Origin of the sequence: Hydrogeniiclostridium mannosilyticum, assembly GCF_003268275.1 — a bacterium.
Taxonomy (GTDB): domain Bacteria; phylum Bacillota; class Clostridia; order Oscillospirales; family Acutalibacteraceae; genus Hydrogeniiclostridium; species Hydrogeniiclostridium mannosilyticum.
Map to the genome: position 1 here is coordinate 15199 of NZ_QLYR01000014.1, position 25681 is coordinate 40879.

Below are 25681 nucleotides of genomic sequence, written 5' to 3' on the forward strand. Positions count from 1 at the left end.
ATGAGTATTGATGTAAGAAGGTTTGGTACGCTGCCTGACGGACGAACCGTCGAGCAATACAAACTAAAAAACAGCAGCGGCACCTTTTTCAGCGTCCTCTCCTATGGCTGCCGCATTACCGAGCTATGGGTACCCGACCGCAAGGGCACCTTGGGCGATGTCGTGCTGGGACACGACACCTTAGAGGAATATTGCCGCCAGGGAGACTTTCTCGGCGCCGTCGTTGGGAGGTATGCCAACCGTATTTCCGGCGCTTCCTTTAAAATCGGCGATGCCGCCTATACTCTGGCTGCAAATGACCACGGAAACAGCCTGCACGGTGGACCAAACGGATTTCACAATCAAGTCTGGCGGGTAAAATCCAGCAATAATTCCGATGATGCGCCCTCCATCACCTTTTCCTACACCAGCCCGGACGGCGAGGAAGGTTTTCCCGGAAACCTGGAGGTCCTGGTGCAGTATACATTGACCACTGATAACGCCCTGATTATCGACTACCGGGCAGAAACAGATGCCGAAACGCCTGTCAATTTTACCAACCACAGCTACTTCAACCTGACGGGTGATGCCCGCAAAAAGATCCTTTCCCATGAGCTGAGGCTGAAGGCCGACTATATTACCGAGGTAGACGACGAGCTCATTCCTACCGGTAGATTTATTCCCGTAGACGGTACACCTTTTGATTTTAATAAAGCCAAAACAATTGGACAGGATATCCGAGCAAACGATACCATTCTCAGAAGTGCAAAAGGATACGATCATAATTTTGCCCTTATTCTGGGGCAGGCGCTCAAAAAGATCGGCGAGGTCTACGACCAGGCCAGCGGACGGATTATGCTGATGTTTACGGATTTGCCGGGCCTTCAGCTATATACTGGCAACAATTTTACGGACAATACACGGGGTAAAAACGGCGTTACCCACACCAGCCATTGCGCATTCTGCGTTGAAACACAATTTTATCCGGATTCACCCAACCAGCCGTCTTTCCCCTTCCACTTTCTTAAACCGGGGGAACCCTATTCGAGCACTACAATTTATAAATTTGAAACGCGCCGGTAATTATTTAGGGTATAAAAATTAGCGCATTCCTTCAGCCCTTCCCTTAAAAAACAGTGAATTAAAACGCCCGGCTGTGGAACTACGCACAGGTTCCCAGAGATACAAGAAAACCGCCCCCGATGTAGAATGAGAGCTACGCCGGGGGCGGTTTGTATATGGCGGAAGATAGCGCTCTACCATTCCGCCGCCTTATTATTGGCCGCTGCAAATACGGAACCACTGGTTCGCTAGGCTTTCGTAAAAGAAAAATCCCCGAAGCCGATCAGCCGCGTTACGGCAAAACCGGCTTCGGGGACAGCAGTGTAAAGGCGCAGGCTAATCCAGCTCCAGTGCACCAGTATACAGCTGATAGTAAGTCCCCTTCAGCTTGATGAGATCCTCATGAGTACCACGCTCAATAATTTTACCGTGATCCAGTACCATAATAGCGTTGGCGTTTTGAACGGTAGACAGGCGGTGCGCAATGACAAACACGGTACGTCCAGTCATCAGCGCATCCATGCCGCGCTGTACAATCGCCTCGGTACGCGTATCAATCGAGCTGGTTGCCTCGTCCAGAATCATTACAGGCGGGTCGGCTACAGCTGCACGTGCAATGGCGAGCAGCTGGCGCTGCCCTTGACTGAGGTTCGCGCCATTGCCCTGCAGCATAGTGTTATAGCCCTCTGGCAACCGGCGAATAAAGTCATCTGCGCCGGCGAGCTTCGCCGCCGCGATACATTCCTCATCGCTCGCCTCCAGATAGCCGTAACGGATGTTTTCCATCACCGTACCGGTAAAGAGGTTTGTATCCTGCAATACAATTCCCAGACTACGGCGCAAATCAGCCTTTTTAATCTTGTTAATATTGATGCCGTCGTAACGGATTTTGCCGTCCTCAATATCATAGAAGCGGTTGATCAAGTTTGTAATGGTGGTTTTACCCGCGCCCGTGGAGCCAACAAAGGCCACCTTCTGTCCCGGCTTTGCATACAGAGAAATGTTGTGCAGCACCATCTTTTCCGGCGAGTAGCCAAAATCCACATCATAGAAGCGCACATCGCCCTGTAGACGGGTATAGGTGGTGGTACCGTCATGGTGCGGATGCTTCCACGCCCAAATATTAGTGCGCTCCTTGCACTCGCTAATACTGCCATCGGGATTTTCTTTTGCGTTCACCAGAGTAACATAACCATCATCTGCCTCCGGTTCCTGATCCAGCAACGCAAAAATGCGGTGCGCGCCCGCAAGGCCCATAATGACCATATTGATCTGGTTAGACACCTGGCCGATAGAGCCCGCAAACTGTTTGGTCATATTCAGAAAAGGCACCACGATGCTGATGCTGAAAACCATGCCGGAAATGCTGATATTAGGCACATCCGTCAGCAGCAGCGCGCCGCCTACCAGCGCCACAACAACATACATAACATTGCCGATATTACCCATCAGAGGCATCAAAATGTTGGCGAATCGGTTGCCGTTGCGAGCGTTAAAGAAGATTTCGCCGTTCACCTTGTCAAAGTCCGCCTTGGCGCCCTTCTCATGGCAAAACACCTTAATGACCTTTTGACCGGTCATCATCTCCTCCATAAATGCTTCAGCCTTGGCAATCGTAACCTGCTGGCGCAGGAAATATTTAGAGGAACGATTGGTGATAGCCCGCGCGGCAAACGCCATGCAGACTACTCCGGCCACTACAACCAAGCCAAGGATAATGCTGTAATACATCATGATGCCAAACACAGTCAGCAGCGTAATACCAGAAATTAAAATCTGCGGCAGGCTTTGGCTGATAAGCTGGCGCAGGGTATCCACGTCGTTGGTATAATAGCTCATAATATCGCCATGGCCATTGGTGTCGAAGTATTTAATGGGCAGGTCCTGCATGCGGCTAAACATTTTTTCACGCATCTTTTTCAAGGATCCCTGCGTAATGATAGCCATCATTTGAGTATAAAAAGCACCGGCGATCAAACTGATAATATACATCACAACCAAGATAGCTACATATGTAAAAATCTGTCCGGCCACGGCTGTCCAATCGCCACTCTTGTAGGCCCCGTCAACAACGGCAATTACATTCTGCATAAATATCGAAGGGATGGAGCTGACGATGGCATTGATCAGGATGCATACCAACGTGACGGGCAGCAGCACCGGGTAGAACTCAAACAATGTGCGCAGCAGCCGGAACAGTACCCCCTTCGGAGCACGCTGCCCCCGGGCTGTGGTTGCAGGAGCGGCCGTGTTTTTATTTTTCGCCATCTTGATCACCTGCCTTGTTCTGGGAAGTATATACCTCACGGTAGATTTCACTGGTCTTCATCAGTTCGTCATGGCTGCCAACAGCACTGATACGCCCGCCGTCCATTACAATAATGCGGTCGGCATCCTGCACCGAAGCAACGCGCTGCGCAATAATAATTTTTGTGGTTTTAGGGATAAAATCCCGGAAGCCCTGACGAATCAGCGCATCCGTACGGGTGTCCACGGCACTGGTGGAATCATCCAAAATCAGCACTTTGGGTTTTTTCAACAGCGCACGCGCAATACACAGACGCTGCTTCTGCCCGCCGGAAACATTGGAGCCGCCCTGTTCAATCCAGGTATCATATTTATTCGGAAATTGCTGAATAAACTCATCGGCTTGTGCAAGCTTGCAGGCCTCCAGCATTTCCTCGTCGGTAGCCTCAGGGTTGCCCCAGCGCAGGTTATCCTTAATGGTGCCGGAAAACAGCACGTTTTTCTGCAGCACCACTGCTACATTGTTGCGCAGGGAGTCCAGGTCATACCGGCGTACATCCTTGCCGCCTACTTTAACGCAGCCCTCGGTAACATCATACAGTCGGGGAATCAACTGCACCAATGTGGACTTGGAAGAGCCTGTCCCACCTAAAACACCAATGAGCTCTCCAGAGCGAATATGTAGATCTACGCCTGACAAGGCCATGCGCTCTGCCTTTTGGGAATACTTAAAGCTGACGTGGTCAAAATCAATAGATCCGTCCGCCACCTCGGTAAGGGCGCCCTCCGGGCTGACCAAGGTACTTTTCTCTTGCAGCACCTCCACAATCCGCTCCGCGGATTCCAGCGACATGGTAATCATAACAAATACCATGGAAAGCATCATCAAGCTCATCAAAATCTGAAAGCTGTAGGTCAAAATTGCGGACATCTGCCCCACAGCAATTTCCGTGCCCCGGCTGGTAATAACCGCATAGGAACCAAACGAAAGCACAAAAACCATACCGGCGTATACACAGAACTGCATCATGGGGTTATTAAGCGCCATAATGCGCTCAGCCCGGGTAAAGTCTTTGCAAACATCCTCTGCGGCAGCAGTAAATTTCTTTTTTTCATAATCTTCCCGCACATAACTTTTAACAACCCGCATAGCCTGCACATTCTCCTGCACCGAGTCATTCAACGCATCATATTTGCGGAATACACGGCGGAAAATAGGCGTAGCCTTGCGTATAACCAGAACCAGCCCCACCCCCAGCAGCGGGATGGTGACCAAGAAGATCATTGCCAGCCGTCCGCCCATGGCAAAGCCCATGATAAACGAGAAAATCATCATCAACGGGCCCCGGATAGCCACACGGATGATCATCATAAAGGACATCTGTACATTTACCACGTCGGTTGTCATACGGGTAACCAAGCTGGAAACTGAGAATTTATCAATATTCTCAAAGGAATAATCCTGAATACGATAGAACATATCCTGGCGCAGGTTGCGCGCAAAGCCGGTGGAAGCCGTGGCGCAGGTGTTACCTGCCGCAACGCCGAAAGCCAGCGACAGAATAGCCATAACAACCAGCTGGATGCCATAGTTGACAATAACCTCCATGCTGCATCCCGCCTGCATTTCATTTACCAAATTGGCGATGACAAAAGGGATAATACATTCTAAAACCACTTCAACGATAACTAAAAGAGGCGTTAAAATAGCCGATTTTTTATACTCGCGTATGCTGCGAGCAAGGACTTTTATCATGTGCTACATTCCTCCAAACCATGGCGCCGCTTATTGATGGCACAGGCGGCCCGGCATAAAATGATTAATAGGACTTTCAGGCCGGCGGCCTATTCATTGAGATTGGCATACATACGCGCAGCACTCTCCTGAAACAACGCGATCTGTGCACTGGACAGGCCGCTGGTAAGCCTCTGTTCGGTCTGGCGAAGATACTCCCCGATTTGAGCATCCAGATTCGCTGCTTTGTCTGTGGGAATCAAACTTTTCATCCGCGCATCATTGGCCGCGCTCTCCCGTAGAATAAGGCCGTTCTTTTCCATCAGCTGCAAAATGCCGGTTGCCGTAGAGCGGCTTAAACCGAAAGCGCCTTCTACATCGCGTTGAAAAACCGGCTCAGCGGCGTATTTTACAAGGATATAGTGCATGACACGGCTCTGCATTCCAGTGAGCCCTAAATCCTGCATATTCGCATTCATACGCTTTTTAATCTTGCGGGATAGGATATTGATCCACATACCACAATCCTTTTCCACCTGAGCCTCCCCTCCTTTCCTCTAGCACTGACATATTAACGCTTAAAAATCGTTCGTAACCGTACAAAATTATAACGCAAGATGTAAATTTTGTCAATACGTCGTTCAGTTGCTTTTATTGGCGAAATATTTATATTTTTTGTGTAAATGTCATATTTTAATTTCTATAACAGCGATCAGGCAAACTTTTTGAAGAAGATTTCTGGTCTTTAAAGGCACTCTCTCCCATTCAAAAACTTCCTTTTCCAACAGTTAAACGCTCGGACCCGTTGCTTATAATACTAAAATCCCTATTGCGCCCAAGCTGTGTACAAAATTCCTCTTCGCCAGTCCTAAAAAGCGCCAGGGCCGGCAGCTGAGACAAATATATTTTCTATTCATATTCCCCAGCACAGAAACAACGCTTCCAACTGTTCCTATTTTACGCTGCATCGGCTATTTACAAAAAGTTTACAGCCTTATAAAACAAATATTTTGCAGCGGCTGACAAGCCTTTACCATTCCTTAACAAAATACTGATTTGCATTTTTCTTAGCTGCGATTTATAATAAAAAGGTATTAAAGATAGAAGATGAGATGGTTTAAGACGCCCTTAAACCCGCGCACTTGAAAGGTGATTATATGAGAAGAACTAAAATTATTTGTACGCTTGGCCCCTCTACCGATAAAGACGACGTTCTGCGCCAGCTGATGCTGACCGGCATGGATGTGGCACGCCTGAACTTTTCCCATCAAACGCATCAAGAGCAAAAGGTCCGCGTTGAGGCTGTGAAAAAAATCCGTGAAGAGCTGAAGCTCCCCATCGCTCTCCTGCTCGACACCAAGGGTCCGGAAATTCGTTTAAAAGATTTCAGCACCCCAAAGGTGTTTTTGCAGGAAGGAAAAACCTTTACACTGACCACCCGGGATGTTATGGGCGATGAAACCATTGCCGCAATAACCTTTCAGCATCTGCCCTCAGAAGTCTACAGCGGAGCTAAAATTCTGATTGACGACGGCTTAATTGAGCTGAGGGTCGATTCCTGCACAGAGACGGATATTCTCTGTACCGTCGTTAACGGGGGGAATATCTCCGCTCATAAGGGTATTAATGTGCCCGGCATCCAGCTTTCTCTTCCATTCATCAGCGATCAGGATAAGAAGGACATCGCCTTTGCCGTAGAGCAGGATTTCGACTTCATTGCCGCCTCCTTTACCCGTTCCGCGCAGGATATTCTTGATATGCGTGCCTTGCTTGAAAAGCACAATTGCAATAATATTCGGATTATTGCTAAAATTGAAAACTCCGAGGGTGTTGATAATATTGATGAAATCATCCGTGTTTCGGATGGCATCATGGTCGCGCGCGGAGACTTGGGGGTTGAAATCCCGCTGGAGGATATTCCCGTCATTCAAAAAAAACTGATTAAAAAAGCATATAACGCTGGTCTTCAGGTCATTACCGCCACCCAGATGCTGGATTCTATGATGAAAAACCCGCGTCCCACTAGGGCTGAGACCACCGACGTCGCCAATGCCATTTACGACGGTACCAGCGCCATTATGCTTAGTGGAGAGACCGCTGCCGGCGACTACCCCATCCAGGCTCTGAAAACTATGTCTATTATTGCTGAGCGGACCGAGCTGGACATTGACTATAAGGAGCGTTTTCGAAAGCGCGGCGTGATAGAACAACCCAATGTGACCTCCGCTATTTCACATGCCACCTGCACAACAGCCCATGACTTGGGCGCCGCAGCCATTATAACGGTAACAAAATCGGGCAAAACAGCACGCATGATTTCTAAATACCGGCCGCTCTGCCCCATTATCAGTGGAACCACCGAACCAAAGGTACAGCGCCAGATGAACCTCTCATGGGGAGTTATTCCCATTATGGTAGAAGAAAAGGATAATACCGACGAGCTATTTGAGCACGTTGTAGAAGTCGCCAGAAAGCAAACCCTTGTACAAAATGGAGATTTGTGCGTCATTACCGCTGGGGTGCCGCTCGGGGTATCCGGTACTACGAACCTGCTAAAGGTCCAACTTGTAGGGGATGTTCTTGTTTCCGGCATCGGCGTGGGCGGCAGTGCGATTTGCGGCACCCTCTGCGTCTGTACCTCTGAAGAGGATGCCTGGCAAACCTACAAAAGCGGGGACATTCTGGTGCTCCCGCAGACCAATAACGACCTGCTTCCACTGCTGAGAACCTGCTCAGCCATCATCACAGAATCAGGCAGCGTAAACTCCCACTCCGCAATTGTGGGCCTGACCCTGGAAAAACCCGTTATTGTCGGCGCCGAACACGCGACCAAAATTTTGAAAAGCGGAACGGCTGTTACTGTAGACGCCGCACGCGGCATCGTTTTTAGTGGAATCGAAAAGAAAAAAAAGAATCTATAAAATAATCCTTGTTTGTCAATGCCTCACAGGATAATCATACAGCGCCCTATGCGGAGGATTATTCCGTATAGGGCGCTGTATTTTATTTGATGTCAAAAGTCACGCTTTACCCGTTAAACAGTGATATAAGCCTTCATTTTCTCAAAGGTTTTCTCGCCGATTCGATTGACGCTCATAATTTCCTCAGGAGATCGGAAAGGCCCGTTCTCCTCTCTATACGCAATAATTTCCGCAGCTATCGCGGGACCGATTCCCGGGAGCGTATCCAGCTCTTCTTCAGAGGCCGTATTAATATTAACCACCCCTATAGCCGGGGATTCCGTCTTATCCGCCCCGGAGTCCACGGCTATCTCAGCCTGCGAGGCCGCAAAATATTGATAGCCGGAGGCATCGGGAACAAAAAATGCGTTGTAACCGATGATCATCGCACATAAGATTGCTGCTACCACGATCAGTGCTTTTAGCTGCTTTGTTTCACCTTCCAAAACTTCACATCCTTTTATCGGAATAGGAGAATTGAATGATTAAATCCGGCGTAACCGCTCCAAAAACGCAGTAAAATAAGACGGAAGCGCACTTTCAAAAGAAAGATATTGACGAGTGCGCGGATGAATAAAGCCAATAAAGCGCGCATGCAAACATTGCCCGCCCAAATCAGGTGTTTTTTTCGGCCCATATACCGGGTCACCGGCAACAGGGTGGCCAAGATATGTCATATGTACCCTGATTTGATGCGTGCGGCCAGTCTCCAACCTTAAACGAAGATGGGTGAAGGCGCCAAAGCGCTCTAAAACCTCGTAATGAGTGACTGCAGGCCTGGAGGCCTTATTCGTGACCGCCATTTTCTTTCGTTCTGTTGGATGGCGGCCAATCGGCGCATCCACAGTACCGGAATCCTGCCGTAAATTGCCATGCACTACAGCCTCATACATCCTGGTAAAACTATGCTCTTTAATTTGCTGTGCAAGGTGCTGATGCGCAAAATCATTCTTGGCGACAATTAAAAGGCCGCTGGTGTCTTTATCAATCCGATGTACAATTCCTGGACGAATTACCCCGTTTATACCGGAAAGAGAGTCCCCGCAATGTGCCAGCAAGGCGTTTACCAGGGTACCCGAGTGGTTCCCTGCTGCCGGATGTACCACCATCCCCTTTGGCTTATTAACCACCAGCAAGTCATCGTCTTCATAAAGAATATCCAGTGGAATCGCCTCCGGAGCTACCGTCAGCGCTTCCGGTTCGGGCAGCGTAAGCTGCATTCGGTCTCCAGCCTGTAGGCGTTCACTTTTACCGGCGGGTTTCCCGTTTTTCAGTATCAAGCCTTTTGCCGCTAGGTTCTCTGCCGCGGAGCGCGTTAAGCCCAAGCTACAGCCGCTAATATATTTATCTACACGCATTCCCACAGACTCAGAATCAACATCCCACTCAAACCGGCGTTCCATAAGCTCATCCCTTATCGTCGACAGGCGCCGAACCCCCGTCTTGCTTTTTTTCCTTTCCATAGAAAAAGAAAATAAATATAAATAAGAATAGAGTGCCTACCACCACACAACAGTCCGCAAAATTAAAGATCGGTGGAAAAAAGCTGACATGAAGGTAATCCACGACAAATCCGTTTAAAACCCGGTCGATTAAATTGCCGACGCCTCCGCCTATAATCAGAGAAATCGCTGTGTAGGAGATAAAATTGTGGCGCTTAAAGCGAAAGAGGAGGAACAATAGCACAACCATTGCAACTGCCGTCATAACAATAAAAAACCAACGCTGATTCGCCAAAACACCGAAAGCTGCTCCCCGATTTTCAAGATAGGTCAGATTGAACAGGCCGGGGATTACCTCCACATCGGCCACCGGCTTCAGATATAAAACCACATGATACTTAATCACCTGGTCAATAATAACAGACAGAACAGCACCAATTAAAACAATTGCCGGCGCCACAGGACAACCTCCTTCAAATCATACATAGCACAAATTTATTCCAAAAGCTCAGGCCTATATTATACACCCAAGAAATACAAGAAAATAAGGCGAACATCCAAGCTGCCCGCCTTATAAAATTAGGGTTTATCAAAAAGATCCGTATACAAAGTCGTCCCCTGCTGATCCCCCGGCTTCGCCGCTACTGTACCCGGAAGATCAATTTCCTGGGTTTCGTCAAAATTAGAGACCTCAGCATGAAAACTCAGCTTCTCCGAATCGTCCTCAGACGGTGCTGCCGGCTGAACAGGCTCTTCCTGTTTAGGCTCTTCTGCCGGCTTAGGCGGTTCCGTCTCCTGAGCCGGCTTTGGCGCGGGGGATGGCTCTGCCGCAGCCGTCTCCTCTTTATAAGAGGGAATCGCCTTAATCAGCGTTAGATGTTCCTTATACAAATCCAGCAGGCTGGAGCGAAATTTAGTAGTCTCTTTTTTCAGATCCTCCAACTGTTTCTTCTGGCTGCCGATTTCGCTTTCAGCAGAAGAAACCACCCTTTCCGCCTTTAAATTGGCATCCTTCAAAATAATTTCGGCCTTATGGCGTGCTTCCCGCACAGAAGCTTCCCCCAGCTTTTGCGCGCTTACCAAGGCATTTTTGATCTCATCTTCCTCGCTGCGGTATTCTTCTACCTTTTGCTGCAGCAATTCTACCTTTTTTTGGAGCTGCTCATTTTCCTTCTGTGCGCGTTCGAGCTCATCCTTCTGCTCCACGCCCTTTTTAATCAACGCTTCATAGGACTCCTTCACACGGTCAATAAAATTATCGACATCCTCCGGACGGTACCCGGAAAAGTTTGCCTTTCTGAAGCTGACATTAATAATATCATTTAAAGTAAGCAAACGCCTGCCCCCCTATTCATACTTTCTGCCTGCAACGTTAAGCCTGCCTTTTTTTGTCACGGGCCCCAGCCGGTCTATAATAAAGCGCCCTGTCCCTCTGACTGAAAGATTTACGCCTTCCCTCACAGTCAGCGACGGCTCCTGAAAAACCTCATGATCCACCATGACAAGGCCTGAACGGATCAACCCTGCCGCTTTTTCCCTGCTTAATCCCGTCAACAGCGCTGCCAAGCAGTCCAGACGGGGTGAAGCAACCACGCCGGAAATTTCTTTGAACCGATGCGCAACCGGTAACGGCTTCTGAAAGCCGGGCTGAATGGAAACACCGACACGCCCTACCTTCTGAATGCCATCCAACAGTACACCGGAAACCTCTTTCCGTACAAAAAAAACAGCTCGTCCATCTTCCACCAGAATATCTCCCAGCGTTTCCCGGTTCAAGCCCAACGCAAGAAAAGCGCCTAAAAAATCCCGATGCTGAAGAGCGTCCTGCTTTCGAAAGGCCACTGTGGCGCCCATAATAGGAAACCCCTCTTCCAGGGGCTGCAAATAGTCGGGAAAGGCGCCAAAAACTACACGTTCCGCCTCGGAAAATCCGCCCCAGAACATATAGTTTTTAAACGTCCTATTTTTTAAGATAGAGCGAATATGAGCTGCCTGCCGTTCGTCCAAAAAACCGATAAAGCGCGCCGCTTTTCCAGATTGTGCGCAACGCAATGCGTCCTCGGCCTTTGCCTCCAACAAATTGTCATCAAGGGTTTTCACGTTTAGAAATATACCCCACTATTTTCTAATTCATCCAGCAGGTCGTCGCCCGTCAAGTCAACATTATAGGGGGTAATGATAAACGTGCTGGTTGCAACCCGCTTAATTTTCCCATTATTGGCATATGTAACACCGGAGAGAAAATCCAAAATTCTTCTGGAAATGTCTTTATTCGTATTTTCCAGGTTAAGCACCACCGTGTGCATTTTCAATAGTTCATCGGCTACAGCGGTAGTCTCCTCCCCGAAATGCTCCGGCTTAAATAATACTACCTGAAGCTGTGCGGTTGCATGGATGTTTACCACCTTATTGCTGCCGGAGGTCTCGGGGGATACCGGCGCTCTGCGGATTACATCCCGCTGCTGGGGCGCGGTCTCCCTGGGCTCTTCGCTGGAGAAAATTTCCTGCTGCTGATCCTCTTCATAGTACTCGTCATATTCGTCCTCGGGGGGATTCCACATATCCTTAATTTTCTGTACTAATCCTGCCATTGAAAAGTCCTCCTGTATTTTTAAATATTCCGATTATTTACTGATAATGCCGCGGCCCAAACAATGATGAACCAACACGCACCATGTTCGCACCTGCAGAAATTGCCATGGCATAATCTGCCGACATTCCCATCGATAAAATGTGCATATCTATATTATCCATTCTTTTCGCACCGATGTCAACAAAATATTGATTCATTTTAGAAAAAAACTGCATAGTCTCGGCTTCACTTGCCCGTGCCGGCGGTATCGCCATCAGGCCGCGTACATGGACGCCGGGTAAAACAGCGATACGCTCCAGCAGGTCCTCCAACTTTTCTGGCAAAACGCCGGATTTATTTTCCTCCCGGCCGATATTCACCTCAACCAAAACATCCATGCTCTTTTCTGCCCGCACAGCCAGGCGGGAGATCTCGGCCGCCAGCCGCTCATTCTCCACCGACTGGATCATGGAGACCTTATCAATCAAATATTTAACCTTATTCGTCTGCAAATGACCGATGAACTGCAGGTCAACCGGCGCATAGGCGTCATATTTATCACACAGTTCCTGAACCCGGTTTTCACCGATATGGGCTACTCCTAGTGAGATTGCATGATTGACAACCTCTGCCGGAACAGTTTTTGTAGCGGCCAGCAAGGTGATATCCTCGGGTCTGCGTCCGGATTTCCGCGCAGCCTCAGCTATGGCTTCACGGATTCTCTTCAGGTTCTCTTCCACATCTGCAAAACGTGTAGAAAAATCATTTAACAACCTTTCCGTCATATAGATCTGTTCCTCCTATCACGACCTCGTCATAAAGGCTGACGGTGTCCTCTGTTACAATTTCGCCTTCGTCCGGGTACTGCTTACAGATCACATAGCTTTCATTGCTGTAAAGGGGAATAATTTGACAGAAGCGAATTTCGCTTCCATTCATCACATAAACGCCCTTGACCTCTTTGGTCACCTCTACCTCTTTTTCTTCGCCGTCTATCATCTGCTTTTCTTTATAGGTTCGGGTTTCAAAGTTAATTGCCTTTTGGCTGACCCGAATGCCGCTATAGCTTTTTAGCTGGATTTGGCAGGTTTCCTTGCGCATACGGGCAATTTCTTCATTCATTTCATCACAGCGGACCACTAACATGGCCTTTTGGCTCTGGGCATCCTGGTTGACTGCCTCTATTACGCCGGGAACCGATTTGGAGGTTGCAAAGGGAAACTCCAGCGTTACCTTGCCGCCCTCCTTCAGCTCCGAAGCCTTATTGATATCCACTTCTGTAACAAAATACCAATTAAAGGTTTCACAAATCTTTCCCACCGCATCCGCAGGGGCGGCCACTGATTCCTGAAGCTTGTTTTCCCATTCAGAAACGGTAATATCCGCAATGCTCTGATAGTCAAAAAGGGATTCATAACCGTCAACCGTGCTGACAAATTGGCCGGAAACCGGGGAAATAATTTCGCCTGTTTTATTGGCATTCGCCGCCAATCTGTCTTTCTGTTGTGTCAGTAATTGAATCCGGCTATCGAAATTCTCCACCTTACCTGTAACGATTTGGCGTTCATTGAGCATATAGAGCAGGTCGTCCTGTTGGGCCTTCATGGCGAGGTAATCCCCTGTCGTGGCATTCTCAAGCAGGGAAAAAAGCTGTTGACTGATCTTTTTATCTATCGTCTCCTGGTCGGCCGCATAGGTATCCCCCGGGGTTCCCAAACTCTCCAGCAGGCTGATCTGCTCTGTAAGGCTCTCCAGCTGCTTTTGTGCCGACGCTGCTTCCGTCGTGGCGTAAAGCTCTGCGACTACGCCATTCTTCGAAACCTTTTCTCCATCCTGCGCAACATATGCCAGCACGCCGTCAGCGGTTTTCTGGACCAGGGTCTCCTTTCTCACAACGATGCCCTCCGACTGAATCGTCTCCGCTGTACCCGGATCATCCTCATCTACATAAGAAGCAATCTCCGTAGTGAGCGAACCATCCTTTGCTGCAAAAATATGATAGCCAATAAAAATCAGTACTAAAATAGCCAGTACGGCTGTCGCTATTTTCCTGAGCAAGGGATTATTCATTGACCTGCGCCTCCTTCTTCGTGTCCAAGGTTCCGAAAAAGCTCTTTACTTCCCGGGCCGCTTGCTCAAACAGGGCTTCAGGAGCAGTAAAATCGTCCACATACAGCCAGTGCAGCTCCTTCTCCCGGCGAAACCAGGTCAGCTGCCTCTTGGCATAACGCCGGCTCTCTCGTTTCAGGCACTCGGCTGCCTGCCGCAGCGTTTGTTCCCCGGAAAAATAAGCGTCGAACTCCTTATATCCAATCGCCTGCCGCGCGGTGATTTCCGGCGGCAGCCGCAATACCTGTTCCGCCTCTTCTAAAAGGCCATGCTCCAGCATCCAGTCAACTCTTCGGTCAATGCGCTCATACAGGCTTGCACGGTTTCTAAAATTCAGGCCAATTTTGAACGGAAGATAGGGCGATGGAACCGAGCGTGACAAGGCCAGGCGTTCTTCCAGCTGCATTCCCGTGGTGTAATACAGCTCCAATGCACGCACGACACGTTTTATATTACCAGAATCCACTTGCTTTGCGCAAGCCGGATCAAGATTTTCCAGTTCTTTCCATAGGCTCTCCGCTCCCTCCTGATTTGCCCGCTCCGTCAACTGCCGGCGCAATTCGGGATTTGATTCCTGTTCAGAAAACTGGATATTTTCCAAAAGCGAACGCACATAAAGACCTGTACCACCGGCAAGAATGGGAAGCTTCCCCCTGCTGTCAATGCCTGCTATGCATTGGGCGGCGCGCTCGACATAATCCGCTACGCTGAACGGCTCATCCAGATTCTGAAAGGCAACCATATGATGGGGAATCCCCTTTTTCTCCGGCTCCGAGGGCTGGGCCGTTCCAACCGGTACATTCCGGTAAATCTGCATAGAATCCGCCGAAACAACCTCGCCGTTAAAGCGAAGCGCCAACTCAACAGCCAAAGCGCTTTTCCCTGAGGCCGTAGGCCCTACGACGGCTACCACCGGAATTTTTCCGTTCACGTGGCTATTGGCATTAAATCCGTCCAAATTGCTGTTCCAGGTCCTTTCTCTTCATAATGATGCAAACCGGCCGGCCATGTGGACAGTAGCGAATTTCCGGATGCTGCTGCAGCCGTTTTGCCAAATCCATGAGTTCCATTGTAGAGCTCACATCCCCTGCCTTAACCGCTGCGCGGCAAGCAACATTGTGGTAAAGCCAGTCCAGCTTTTCGGTGGTTAGGTCATTTTTTGCGTTGAGCAGGTAGCCGGCAATCTCCATAACCGCATCTGCAACCCCTTCCCCACCTAAAACCAATGGCGCGCTGCGCACCAGAACCGTCCCGGCGCCAAAATCCTCGATTTCGAAGCCGGCTTTCGCATAGAGTTCTAGGGACTCCAAGACGGCTGCATACTCGTTTTTGTCCAGTGTGACCGGCACCGGCGCTAATAGCATCTGCTGATAGGCCTCTGTCTCCTGCTGCTTCAGCTGTTCATACAGCATCCGCTCATGCGCCGCATGCTTGTCGATAATAACCAGTTCCTCTTTGCCGGACTGCAAAATAATATATGTTCCAAACGCTTCTCCCACCAACGTCAGCTCCTGGTTTGTGGGCTCCGGCAAAAAGCTTTTTATCTCTTCTTTGTGTGTTTTTTCCTCTTTATATGCATTTATATCCTTTTTTTCAGAAATTACTTTAGAATGTTCCGAATTTGAGCCCGGCTCGTCCTCATCATAATAAATATCCGGCCTTACTGCCAGAGGGCGGGCAGGCTCATAATGAACAGGTATGGGAGAAGAAATTGCCGCCGTACCTGCCGAAGGGCCCGCCTGTTCCGTAGTCGATTTCGCCGCCGGATCCTCCAGCGTCCTTTTATTTGGCAGGTGCGACTCAAAGCGGCGCTCTGCTGCGCTTTCCGGCAAAGGGCCCGGCTTTGATAACTCGGTATCGCCCGCCTTTTCCTCATGAGCCGGCTCAGCGGGTGAAGGCTCTTTAAACGTCTTTACCTCCTGCCGAACGGGAGTAATGGAAGGAACTCCAGACTGAGGAAAATGCATGACATTTGGCGTATCTCCCTTTTGCAGCGCAGTTTTCACACCATAATACACACAGTCAAAAATCGGCTTTTCATTGACAAAGCGAACCTCCAGCTTCGCCGGATGAACATTGACATCCACCGCGCCGGCGGCAATGTCTAAATGAAGCACACAGGCCGGCAATTTTCCCACCATCAGCGTTCCCTTGAACGCCTCCTCCAATGCAACCATTGCGGTGCGGCTTTTTATGTAGCGCCCATTGATAAAAAAATGCTGCATGCTGCGGTTTGGGCGGGCGGCGGCCGGTTTGCTGACAAAGCCATGAGCCCGGATTCCCTGGTAACTGTAATCCACCGGAATTAACCCCGCCGTAAATTCTTTGCCAAAAACAGTGTAAATGGCAGATTTGAGGCTACCATCTCCCGGCGTATGCAAGGCTTCCTTTCCCTCGCGGATAAAGCGAATGGAGACCTCCGGGTGTGAAAGCGCCAGCTTATCCATTACAGCAGCAACCGCATTGGCCTCTGTCACGTCCTTTTTCAGAAACTTCATCCGCGCTGGCGTATTATAAAAAAGGTCTCGGATCATCATGGTCGTACCGGCTGCACAGCCAGCCGGGCCGCAGTACTCTTCCTCGCCGCCGGAAATGATGTAATGGGTTCCTTCCACCGCGCCCGGCTCACAGGTCAAAACCTCCACATGGGAAACAGAAGCCACCGAGGCCAGCGCTTCACCGCGGAAACCCAGCGTACCGATTTGCTCCAGGTCATCCTGCTTGTGGACCTTACTGGTCGCGTGACGCAAAAAGGCGACGGGAACATCCTCCCGCGCCATTCCACAGCCATTATCCGTTATCCGCATATAAGAAACACCGCCGGCCTTAATTTCCACGGTGACAATCGCCGCCCCTGCATCGATCGAATTTTCTACCAATTCCTTAATGACGGATGCCGGGCGCTCCACCACCTCACCGGCGGCAATCAATTCTGCAACGTGTTTGTCCAATACATTGATTTTTCCCAAACTACATCACCTCATCTTTCAACTGGCGTTAACGCCTCATTCCTTTGCTTCGAAATCCATGAACATCTGACTGGGACGGATTTCCCGGCTGTTTTGGTACTTTTTACTTTGATACAGGTCGTATTCGCCGTCAATATCATAATAGGAGATCTGACAGATCTCAACATCCGGATAAATTACCACCGGCTGGACGCAGAAAATTTCCAGCGTCCAGCAGCCTGCGAACCCGACATCTCCAAAACCGGCAGTCACATGAACAAAAAGGCCCAGCCTGCCGGTGGAGGAACGCCCCTCCAGCATGGGGACATAGCAGTCCGTACGGGTAAATTCATTGGTCCGGCCCAGGTAAAGCCGGTTAGGCTCCAGCAGCAGCCCGTTTTCCGGAATAAGCAACTTTTGTACCGGATTAGGCCGCTTCATATCCAACAGATCATTTTCATAGACCAGCAATTCCCGGTTCAGCGTGAGATTATAGCTGTTGGGATTTATCCGTTTGGGGTCAAACGGATAAATGATAATTTCTTTCCCCATACAGGCTTGTATTTTCTTCCCTGACAAAATCATCGGATTCCGCCTCCTTTTACGGCTGGCCGGCTAATTTACAAAGCTCAAACAGTGTGTTCATACACTCGATTGGCGTCAGGGTATTCACATCCATGGTGCGCAAACGCTCCAACGCCTCCTTTTCGCCGGGCGGCGTAAGAGAGATTTGCATCGGTTCCTGTTCGCCCGTCTTTTTTCTGCCCCTTGATTTGGGCATGGTCACAGCCTGTCCGTTTTCCAATTCCGATAAAATCTGCTTCGCACGGCTGACGACACGGTCCGGAATCCCCGCGAGCTTTGCAACCTCTATGCCGAAGCTGTCATCGGCAGAGCCGCGGACAATTTTACGCAGGAAAGTAATATCGTCGCCGCGCTTCTTAACCACAATATTATAATTTTTAACCCCGTCCACCAGGTCCTCAAGAACCGTCAGTTCATGGTAATGGGTGGCGAAAAGCGCCTTTGCCCCCAGCTGCTTGCCGGCAACATATTCCAGTACTGCACGAGCTATGCTCATACCATCAAAGGTCGATGTTCCACGCCCAATCTCGTCCAAAATCAACAAGCTGTCACTGGTAGCATTTTTAATAATATCTGCAACCTCGCTCATTTCCACCATAAAGGTAGACTGCCCGCCGGCAAGGTCATCCGAAGCGCCGACACGTGTAAAGACGCTGTCGGTAATACCGATTTCCGCATAGGAAGCAGGGACAAAACAGCCGATTTGCGCCATGATGACAATTAGCGCCGTCTGACGCATATAGGTGGACTTACCTGCCATATTCGGCCCGGTAATAATCGCCACCCGATTTTCGCCCCGGTCCAGCGTGACGTCGTTGGGCACGAACGGAGACTCCAGCAGCTTTTCCACCACCGGATGCCGTCCATCCTTAATCAGAATTTTTCCCTCTAAATTGACAATTGGACGGGTATAATTCTGGTTCACCGAAACCTGTGCAAAGGCATTCAAGACGTCCAGCTGTGCGACCGCCGCCGCCGTTTTTTGAACCCGCGCCAGCTGCGCCGCAACCGTTTTTCGCACCTCGTCAAATAGCGTATATTCCAGCTGCACAGACTTATCGTGCGCGCCTAAAATACGGCCCTCCAGCTCCTTAAGCTCCTGGGTGATAAAACGCTCGCAATTGGTCAGCGTTTGTTTGCGAATATAGTCCTGCGGCACCATCTCTTTGTAGGAATTGGTAACCTCTATGTAATAGCCAAAAACACGGTTGTAGCCGACCTTCAGCTTAGGAATCCCCGTTTTCTCGCGCTCCCGTGCTTCTATCTGCGCAACAATCCCACGCCCGTCGCTCATGTCCCCCTTCAGCAGGTCCAATTCCGCGCTGTAGCCATGCTGGATCATCCCGCCTTCTCTGACACTGAACGGCGGTTCCTCAACAATGGCCCTTTCAATTAGCTCGCAAATCTCCTCCAGGGAATCCAGATTTTCGTGGATCATCGACAGGTAAGCCGATTTACTCCCCTGTACCGCCAGCTTTAAAGCCGGCAGCCTAGAAAGCGCCGAAGCCAGGGAGCGGAGCTCGCGCCCGTTGGCCGAGCCGTAGACGATGCGGCTCATCAAGCGCTCCAGGTCATGAACCCCCATCAACTGCTCAGAAATGGCGTCCCGCAGCACGAGGTCTCGGGTAAGCTCTTCCACCGCATTCAGGCGCTTGCTGATCTGTGCTGGGCTGAGCAGCGGCTGCTCGATCCAGGACCGAATCAGCCGTTTTCCCATGGCCGTCTTTGTCTGATCCAGCACCCACAGCAGCGACCCCCGCTTCTCCTTACTGCGCATCGTCTCCAGCAATTCTAGGTTTCTTCTGGCGTTCAGATCCAAGCGCATAAACTGCGCGCCACTGTAAAGCTCAATGCCATTTAAGCGCTCCAGGCCCGTGCGCTGCGTCTGCTTTAGGTATTGCAGCAGCGCTCCCACCGCACACACAATACTGCCCTTGTCCTCTAAACGGAGCTCTCCTAAACTATTTTTGTGAAACTGCTCTAAAACTAGCGCTGTACAGCGTGCTTCCTCAAAATTTTCCTCTTCAAGCAGTTCCAGGCTGGCGGAAAGCCGCTCTTTAATAAAAGCGGGCAGTTCCTTCATGTCGAGCGCGTCGGGGTTTACAAGAATCTCCTTCGGGGAGAAACGGCCGAGTTCGTTGGCCGCCTGCCCGGCAAGGCCCTCGCCCTCCAACTGAACGCCGTACAGCTCGCCAGTTGAAATATCGGCAAAGCAACAGCCGACTACTAGCTCTCTTACATCAAGCGCACAGATAAAATTATTCTTTGTTTCGTCGAGCATACTGCTCTCCAGAACTGTGCCCGGCGTAATCACACGCACAATATCGCGCTTGACAATCCCTTTTGCCAATGCGGGGTCTTCCATTTGCTCGCAGATGGCAACCTTATAGCCCTTCTGAACTAGTCTTGCAATATAGGTCTCCGCACTATGAAAGGGGACGCCGCACATCGGCGCCCGTTCTTCTTGCCCGCAATCCCTGCCGGTCAGCGTCAATTCCAGCTCCCGGGAAGCCGTTTTCGCATCATCAAAAAACATCTCATAAAAATCACCCAAGCGAAAGAAAAGCAGCGTCCCGGGATATTGCTTTTTTATTTCAAAATACTGCTGCATCATCGGTGAAAGGTTTGCCATGTCTTTGCCCCTCTCTAAAAAGGTTCTCAATGAACCCGAAACAAACGTACTGTTCAGCCGCAGCCGCCGCAGGAACCGCAGTTGCCGCTGCAGCCGCTTTCAATATAGTCCACCGTGTCGGGATCCCCGCCTTCGGCACACTGGCTCAAAATTGAACTGATCCGGCTCAACAGCTGGTCCATATCCTGCTTTGCCTCGTTATACAGTACCATATTGGGGTTAGCCATAATTTTCGCGTAAACCTCACGCAGCTCGAAGTTCAAGCGCTGCATGACCGCCTCGTCCTTAACGTCCTTCTGGCTCTCATTGTTAATTGCCATACGTTTTAAGTTAAATTCGCCGATCGCTTCCTGAAGCGCTTGATCCTTGTCACACGCGTCGCTGGCGGCATGTGCCCGCAGATAACGCGGGTCCTTCTGCATTTCCTTGCCGACCTCCCGCACCAAATCAATAATATCCATTTTAAAATCCTCCAATTTTTTATTTCATAGGCTGCAGCCCCGCCTTTCCGGCCATCAAACACTGGCTTCGGCGAACTGCTGTGCCAATTCTCCTTTCAAAATCCAATTGCGCGCCTGCGTAATTTTTACCTGGGCAAAGGTCCCCACGGCACTGTCGGGGCCTGGAAAATCCACAATAATATTGCCGCCTGTACGCCCTGAAAGCAGGCCTGTTTTCGCATTGCGTTCTTCCACCAGAACCCGTTCTGTCCGTCCGACCATAGAAGCGCAGCGTTCTGCCGCCACCTGCTCCTGCGCGGCGCAAAGCTCCTGGAACCATTGCGATTTCTCCTGCGCTGGAACCGGGTCTTCCATCTTCTCTGCCCTTGTCCCTTTGCGCGGCGAAAAAATAAAAGTGAATAAAGAGGTAAAGCCAACCTCCCGAATTAAGGAAATGGTATCCTGAAACTCCTCATAGGTTTCCCCAGGGAAGCCTACAATAATATCCGAGGTTATAGATAAATCCGGCATTTGTTTCTTCGCGTACCGAATCAACGACAGATACCGCTCCCTGTCATAGTGGCGGTTCATTTCTTTTAGGACACGGTCGTTGCCCGACTGGCACGGCAGATGTAGATGATGGCTGATATGTTTGCCCTGAGCCATTACATCGAACAGCTCCTTGGTGGCATCCTTCGGGTGCGAGGTCATAAACCGAATACGGTAATCGCCCGGCACCTGGTCCAGCCGGTGCAGCAGCTCCGCAAAGCTCACGGGGTTTGCCAGGGACTTTCCGTAGGAATTTACATTTTGCCCCAACAGGGTAATATCCTTATACCCGGCCCGTACCAGGCCCTCAAATTCCTTGAGGATCGCCTCCGGCTCGCGGCTGCGCTCACGGCCGCGCACATAGGGGACCACACAGTAAGAGCAAAAATTATTGCACCCATACATAATTGTAACCCATGCCTTGACGGTTCCGTCCCGGCGTACAGGAACCCCCTCAACGATCTTGCTCTCGTCCTCCGGCTGATGGTCAAAAACCCGCTTGCCGTTGACCAGGGTGTCGTAGAGGAGCCCCGGCAGGCGATGAATCGCGTGGGTCCCGAACACGAGGTTGACAAACGGAAAGCTTTTCTGTATCCGCTCAGCCACATGCGGCTGCTCCATCATACACCCGCACAGCGCAACCAGCAACGAGGGATGGCGCCTTTTGATGTTTTTCAGCGCCCCAATATTGCCGAAAACACGATCCTCCGCATGTTCCCGGATTGCACAGGTATTAAAAAGGATTAAATCGGCCTCTTCCGCAGCATCGGTAAAAGAAAACCCCATTTGCTCCAACTGCCCTTTTATTTTTTCACTGTCCGCCACATTTTGCTGGCAGCCATAGGTGTGAATCATTGCCACCGGGGACGCCCCCCTGGCACGTACGGACATAATCTGCGCAACTTCTTCAATATAGTTCACGCCACTCTCTGAAACGGGTGAATAATCCGCCAAAAAGAAACCTCCTTTACCCTGAACCCCTGATTTGCCACAGCCAACGGTAATTTTTGCCCATGTACCCGCCAGCAGCCCATAATCTATACTAATATTGTATATATCTTACCATAATTTGTGTTTTCGCGCAAGGTACAACCCTAATCCTTTTGGGGGCGGCTCTCCGCTTTTTTCAGCGGCTTGTAAAGCCATGGAGCCGTATTCCAGCGCAAAATACGACGGCGCAGCGCCTTTGGGGTATGCCCTCCGGACTTCAAAAGCTTATCATAACCGGAAAGCCGCAACAGCCCCCGCACCGCATTATACTGCATCTTTTCACGCAGCAGAATATCTACACATTCCATCACTGCCTCAGGGATTCGCTGTTCTCTATAGTACAAGCGTAAATCCTCGTCGACGTTCATGCGTGCCAGAAGCTCTGAAATGCGAATTACCGCGTCCACCTTTTGAAATATTCTTGCCCCTATGACCTCTTGCTTCCCTTGGCTCCATTCATTGACCGTATTCCGTTGCAGCAAAACCGGAGCCTGCTGCAGACGTTCAGCCTGTAAAATACAACGAATGAGGAACTCCTCCGCATAGCCGAAGCTGCAATCCCTTGTAAAGCTAATTGCCTTTCCCCTCAAAAAAGCGGTACGAACCATTACCGCAGCAATATCCAGACGGGTTTCTCCTGCCTGTATTGCCCGCAGCAGTTCGGTCCCCGTCCTGTATCTCAACAGTTGATTTCTCTTCCGCTGCAGAACCATTTTCTGTTCTTCTTCAGAGGTGGCGCCAAAGACAAAATCCGCATTTTCTTCCCGAACCGTTGTGAGATAATCCCGCAGAAAGGGACGGTACAGCCGCCGCGCAAAAACGAAGGAGAGATATTTGCCGGCAGCCTTTTGGATTCCGGTATTCAACGCCTCTGACACACTGCCTTCACCGTTTTGCAGTACCATGCCGGAAAGGCCGTGGGATTCTATATAATGTAAAGCGCGCCACAAGGTAGCATCCTCCGAGGCCATGTCCACAACAATAAATTCTGCGGAAAAATTATCAACCTGATCTCTTGCGGTGTCCAAAACACGGACAATATCATTTTCAATATTCCGAACAGGAAGAATCAGCGTAATCTCATACCCCAAAGCACTTCACATCCCATCTTTACTTACCACTGCTATATTATACAGAAGCCAAGCGGCCGCCAGCCGCTTCTTGAGTACCCGGCGCCGGCTGCCTGGTTACCGTCAATTCAACCGCGTGCTTGGCGGTTGCCTTTGAAACCGCCATATGATAGCCGCCATAATCCACCGCATCGCCAACGGACGGGATCCTATCCAGTTCGTCCATCAACCAGCCGTTTACAGTAAGCGGCTCATATTCTTCACCCGAGGGCAGCTCCAACTGAAAGAATTGAAATACCTCCTCTAAATCTGCGCCGCAGTCCACTATCCAGGTGGACTCATTCACCGTCTTAATACTATCGACCACCACGTCGTGTTCATCCCAAATATCGCCTACCAATTCCTCAATAATATCTTCAACAGTGACGATTCCCTCCGTGCCACCAAACTCATCCACGACAACCGCCATGTGAAGCTTATGATGCTGCAAGGCGCGCAGCAGATCCGATATTTTTACAGAAGAGCTGATATAAATTACCTTTTTGATAATGGCGTTGACGTCCTTTTCCCCACGGCAGAGCGCCTCATAATAATCCTTTTCATGGATCATGCCCACAATGTCGTCCAGCGAGCCCTCATAAACCGGCAGCCTGGAATAAGTATGTTCCAAAAAAACCTTCGAGATCTCTTCAAAGGGCATCTCCTTATCAACTGCGACCAAATCCACCCGCGGCGTAAGAACATCCCCGGCATCCAGGTCATCAAACTCAATCGCAGAACGGATCAGCTCCCCATTTTCCTCATCGATGCCGCCCTCACCCTGCGCCTCGTTTACAATGGTCTTTAATTCCTCATGGGTCATTTTATTATTGCTGTCTTTCCCCTTAAACAAACGGCTCAACAGCTTTTTCCATTTTGAAAACAAAAAATTGATAGGAGTTAGAAGGAACACAAGCCCCTGCAGAAAGGGAAGTGCAAACCGCGCGAAGCCTTCTGCGTGTTCCTTTGCCATGCTTTTGGGAGATATCTCCCCGAAAATAAGCACTAAAATTGTCATAACCACCGTCGAAAGCGGCGCGCCTACCTGGGGAAAATATTTTGTAAATAAAATCGTCGCCATAGAAGCAGCTGCAATGTTGACAATGTTATTCCCCACCAGAATGGTCGACAGCAGTTTGTCATAGCTGTTCGCCAGGCGCAGCATATGGGCTGCTTTCGTGTCCCCGTTCTCCGCAGCTGTTTTCAAGCGTATGACGTTTAGGGTAGTATAAGCTGTCTCCGATGCGCTGAAAAAACCGGACAATACAATGCAGATGAGAATCCCAATAATATAACCTATATCAGACCCGTCCATAACCTACAAAACTCCTTCTCTAAAAAATAAGGCTAATAGCTTTATTATAGCAAACCTTTCTTCTTTTGACAATGAAGCAAAATGATGATAATTCCGTCATCAAAAAAAGCCCCGGATCACTCCGGAGCTCTCTTTCTATCTATTCTGTTTTACCCTTGCCTTCCGCCGCACGCTTGACCGCCGCAAACGCGCCGTTGCTCGCCATGCTCACCAACGCCGCATTCATCGGCAGGATTGCCCAGGATGTCCAGTCTGTAAAGTCTCCGATTGCCGCCGTTGCCGCGCACAGAAGCACCAGTGCCAATAGGTAGCTGAGCCATTGTGTTGGCATCCTCGGGATTAGATTCTTGAGAAACTGGGTCAAAATCCCCGTTGCCGCGGTTGCCCCCGCGAATGTCGCCAGCATTTGCCAGCTGAAAAACTCATCCATGCTGATAGCCTCCGTTTCTCGTACTATATTCCTCCCGCAGCAATTGATATTTCGCTTTAATTGCCCCGTTTCCGCCCTCCTGTACATATTTTTCACCGGCGACCAGCCGCTCCTCCAAAGGAAATTCCTCACTCATAATAGTAAGTTTTAAGGTATTCATGTAATCGCTTTGTGAATATGACTCCAGCTTCTCAATCCGGGCTTCAATTGACTTCAGAGGGCTCAGAACCTTGAGCAGTATGGTCAGAACGCTTCCAACCGCTGCCAGGGCCGTGCAAATCTGAGTGATATTCCCGATTAATTCCATTTGCGCCTCCCTTATACGGCCTGCACGCCGCTCAGGGGGACCCAGGAATAAATCTCCTTCAGCAGTACCCGGCCGCTCTTGACCTGCTGGACCGTGTAGGTGTTCCCTTTAACATAGGAGGGAATCGCCGCGCCGTTGATGTATTGGCTGCCGGTTACCTTCACCTTGCCGCCTACCTCGATCTTTTTCGGCTCGGAAGGAGCGGGCGCGGCGCCTGGAAGATGGACAACCTGTCCGGCATAAATTAGGTTCGGGTCTGTAATCTGAGGA

General features: G+C 50.0%; 23 protein-coding genes and 1 pseudogene. 2 read left to right on the forward strand and 22 right to left on the reverse strand.

Annotation, left to right across the window (positions count from 1 at the left end; translation table 11 throughout):
- Positions 1–1062, forward strand: coding sequence for an aldose epimerase family protein (locus DPQ25_RS13320; protein WP_112333664.1), 1062 nt, complete (start codon positions 1–3; stop codon positions 1060–1062).
- Positions 1063–1377: 315 nt separating this feature from the next.
- On the opposite strand, the gene DPQ25_RS13325 is transcribed toward DPQ25_RS13320, so the two are convergent.
- The 3 genes from DPQ25_RS13325 to DPQ25_RS13335 form a co-directional block, all read right to left on the reverse strand.
- Positions 1378–3309 carry an ABC transporter ATP-binding protein gene (locus DPQ25_RS13325; RefSeq protein ID WP_112333665.1) on the reverse strand — a complete coding sequence of 644 codons (1932 nt, stop codon included), beginning with the start codon at positions 3307–3309 and terminating at the stop codon, positions 1378–1380.
- On the reverse strand, positions 3296–5044 hold the full coding sequence (locus DPQ25_RS13330) for an ABC transporter ATP-binding protein (protein WP_112333666.1): 1749 nt from the start codon (positions 5042–5044) through the stop codon (positions 3296–3298). The genes DPQ25_RS13325 and DPQ25_RS13330 overlap by 14 nt, the downstream gene beginning before the upstream one ends.
- Positions 5045–5133: 89 nt before the next feature.
- On the reverse strand, positions 5134–5559 hold the full coding sequence (locus DPQ25_RS13335) for a MarR family winged helix-turn-helix transcriptional regulator (RefSeq protein ID WP_112333667.1): 426 nt from the start codon (positions 5557–5559) through the stop codon (positions 5134–5136).
- 621 nt (positions 5560–6180) lie between these two features.
- Between DPQ25_RS13335 and pyk the strand changes: the two genes are divergently transcribed.
- Positions 6181–7944 (forward strand): pyruvate kinase, encoded by a 1764-nt coding sequence (gene pyk, locus DPQ25_RS13340; protein ID WP_112333668.1) that lies wholly within the window; start codon positions 6181–6183, stop codon positions 7942–7944.
- Positions 7945–8057: 113 nt separating this feature from the next.
- On the opposite strand, the gene DPQ25_RS13345 is transcribed toward pyk, so the two are convergent.
- From DPQ25_RS13345 to DPQ25_RS14775, 19 genes and pseudogenes are all read right to left on the reverse strand, one after another.
- Entirely contained in the window at positions 8058–8429 is a 372-nt protein-coding gene (locus DPQ25_RS13345; RefSeq protein ID WP_242978376.1) for a ComEA family DNA-binding protein, read from the reverse strand.
- A gap of 39 nt (positions 8430–8468) precedes the next feature.
- Positions 8469–9386 carry an RluA family pseudouridine synthase gene (locus DPQ25_RS13350; protein WP_112333669.1) on the reverse strand — a complete coding sequence of 306 codons (918 nt, stop codon included), beginning with the start codon at positions 9384–9386 and terminating at the stop codon, positions 8469–8471.
- A gap of 4 nt (positions 9387–9390) precedes the next feature.
- Entirely contained in the window at positions 9391–9885 is a 495-nt protein-coding gene (gene lspA / locus DPQ25_RS13355) for a signal peptidase II (RefSeq protein ID WP_242978377.1), read from the reverse strand.
- Positions 9886–10004: 119 nt separating this feature from the next.
- Positions 10005–10760: a DivIVA domain-containing protein gene (locus DPQ25_RS13360; protein ID WP_112333670.1), complete on the reverse strand. Its 756-nt coding sequence runs from the start codon at positions 10758–10760 to the stop codon at positions 10005–10007.
- Between the two features lie 12 nt (positions 10761–10772).
- A complete protein-coding gene (locus tag DPQ25_RS13365) occupies positions 10773–11525 on the reverse strand; it encodes a YlmH/Sll1252 family protein (RefSeq protein ID WP_112333671.1) in 753 nt (250 codons plus the stop codon).
- Between the two features lie 2 nt (positions 11526–11527).
- Positions 11528–12016 carry a cell division protein SepF gene (locus tag DPQ25_RS13370; RefSeq protein ID WP_112333672.1) on the reverse strand — a complete coding sequence of 163 codons (489 nt, stop codon included), beginning with the start codon at positions 12014–12016 and terminating at the stop codon, positions 11528–11530.
- A gap of 37 nt (positions 12017–12053) precedes the next feature.
- A complete protein-coding gene (locus tag DPQ25_RS13375) occupies positions 12054–12782 on the reverse strand; it encodes a YggS family pyridoxal phosphate-dependent enzyme (RefSeq protein WP_112333673.1) in 729 nt (242 codons plus the stop codon).
- A complete protein-coding gene (locus DPQ25_RS13380) occupies positions 12760–14067 on the reverse strand; it encodes an HlyD family efflux transporter periplasmic adaptor subunit (RefSeq protein ID WP_112333674.1) in 1308 nt (435 codons plus the stop codon). Before DPQ25_RS13380 ends, DPQ25_RS13375 begins: the two co-directional genes overlap by 23 nt.
- Positions 14060–15064: a tRNA (adenosine(37)-N6)-dimethylallyltransferase MiaA gene (gene miaA / locus DPQ25_RS13385; RefSeq protein ID WP_216084011.1), complete on the reverse strand. Its 1005-nt coding sequence runs from the start codon at positions 15062–15064 to the stop codon at positions 14060–14062. Before miaA ends, DPQ25_RS13380 begins: the two co-directional genes overlap by 8 nt.
- Positions 15051–17075, reverse strand: a complete 2025-nt coding sequence (gene mutL / locus DPQ25_RS13390; RefSeq protein ID WP_112333675.1) for a DNA mismatch repair endonuclease MutL — start codon at positions 17073–17075, stop codon at positions 15051–15053. Before mutL ends, miaA begins: the two co-directional genes overlap by 14 nt.
- A gap of 36 nt (positions 17076–17111) precedes the next feature.
- A complete protein-coding gene (gene dcd / locus DPQ25_RS13395; RefSeq protein WP_112333676.1) occupies positions 17112–17639 on the reverse strand; it encodes a dCTP deaminase in 528 nt (175 codons plus the stop codon).
- Between the two features lie 16 nt (positions 17640–17655).
- On the reverse strand, positions 17656–20271 hold the full coding sequence (mutS, locus tag DPQ25_RS13400) for a DNA mismatch repair protein MutS (RefSeq protein WP_112333677.1): 2616 nt from the start codon (positions 20269–20271) through the stop codon (positions 17656–17658).
- Between the two features lie 53 nt (positions 20272–20324).
- A complete protein-coding gene (locus tag DPQ25_RS13405; protein WP_112333678.1) occupies positions 20325–20732 on the reverse strand; it encodes a YlbF family regulator in 408 nt (135 codons plus the stop codon).
- Between the two features lie 54 nt (positions 20733–20786).
- Positions 20787–22214 (reverse strand): tRNA (N6-isopentenyl adenosine(37)-C2)-methylthiotransferase MiaB, encoded by a 1428-nt coding sequence (gene miaB / locus DPQ25_RS13410; protein WP_242978378.1) that lies wholly within the window; start codon positions 22212–22214, stop codon positions 20787–20789.
- A 140-nt stretch (positions 22215–22354) separates the two neighbouring features.
- Complete coding sequence (locus DPQ25_RS13415) at positions 22355–23341, reverse strand: glycosyltransferase family 2 protein (protein ID WP_112333679.1); 987 nt, start codon at positions 23339–23341, stop codon at positions 22355–22357.
- A 37-nt stretch (positions 23342–23378) separates the two neighbouring features.
- Positions 23379–24674, reverse strand: coding sequence for an HlyC/CorC family transporter (locus DPQ25_RS13420; RefSeq protein ID WP_112333680.1), 1296 nt, complete (start codon positions 24672–24674; stop codon positions 23379–23381).
- A 139-nt stretch (positions 24675–24813) separates the two neighbouring features.
- On the reverse strand, positions 24814–25104 hold the full coding sequence (locus tag DPQ25_RS13425) for a hypothetical protein (protein WP_112333681.1): 291 nt from the start codon (positions 25102–25104) through the stop codon (positions 24814–24816).
- The gene (locus DPQ25_RS13430) at positions 25097–25411 is read right to left on the reverse strand and encodes a hypothetical protein (protein ID WP_112333682.1); all 315 of its coding nucleotides are present in this window, start codon (positions 25409–25411) and stop codon (positions 25097–25099) included. Before DPQ25_RS13430 ends, DPQ25_RS13425 begins: the two co-directional genes overlap by 8 nt.
- Positions 25412–25422: 11 nt before the next feature.
- Positions 25423–25681, reverse strand: a pseudogene (locus DPQ25_RS14775) (hypothetical protein); the annotation flags it as partial.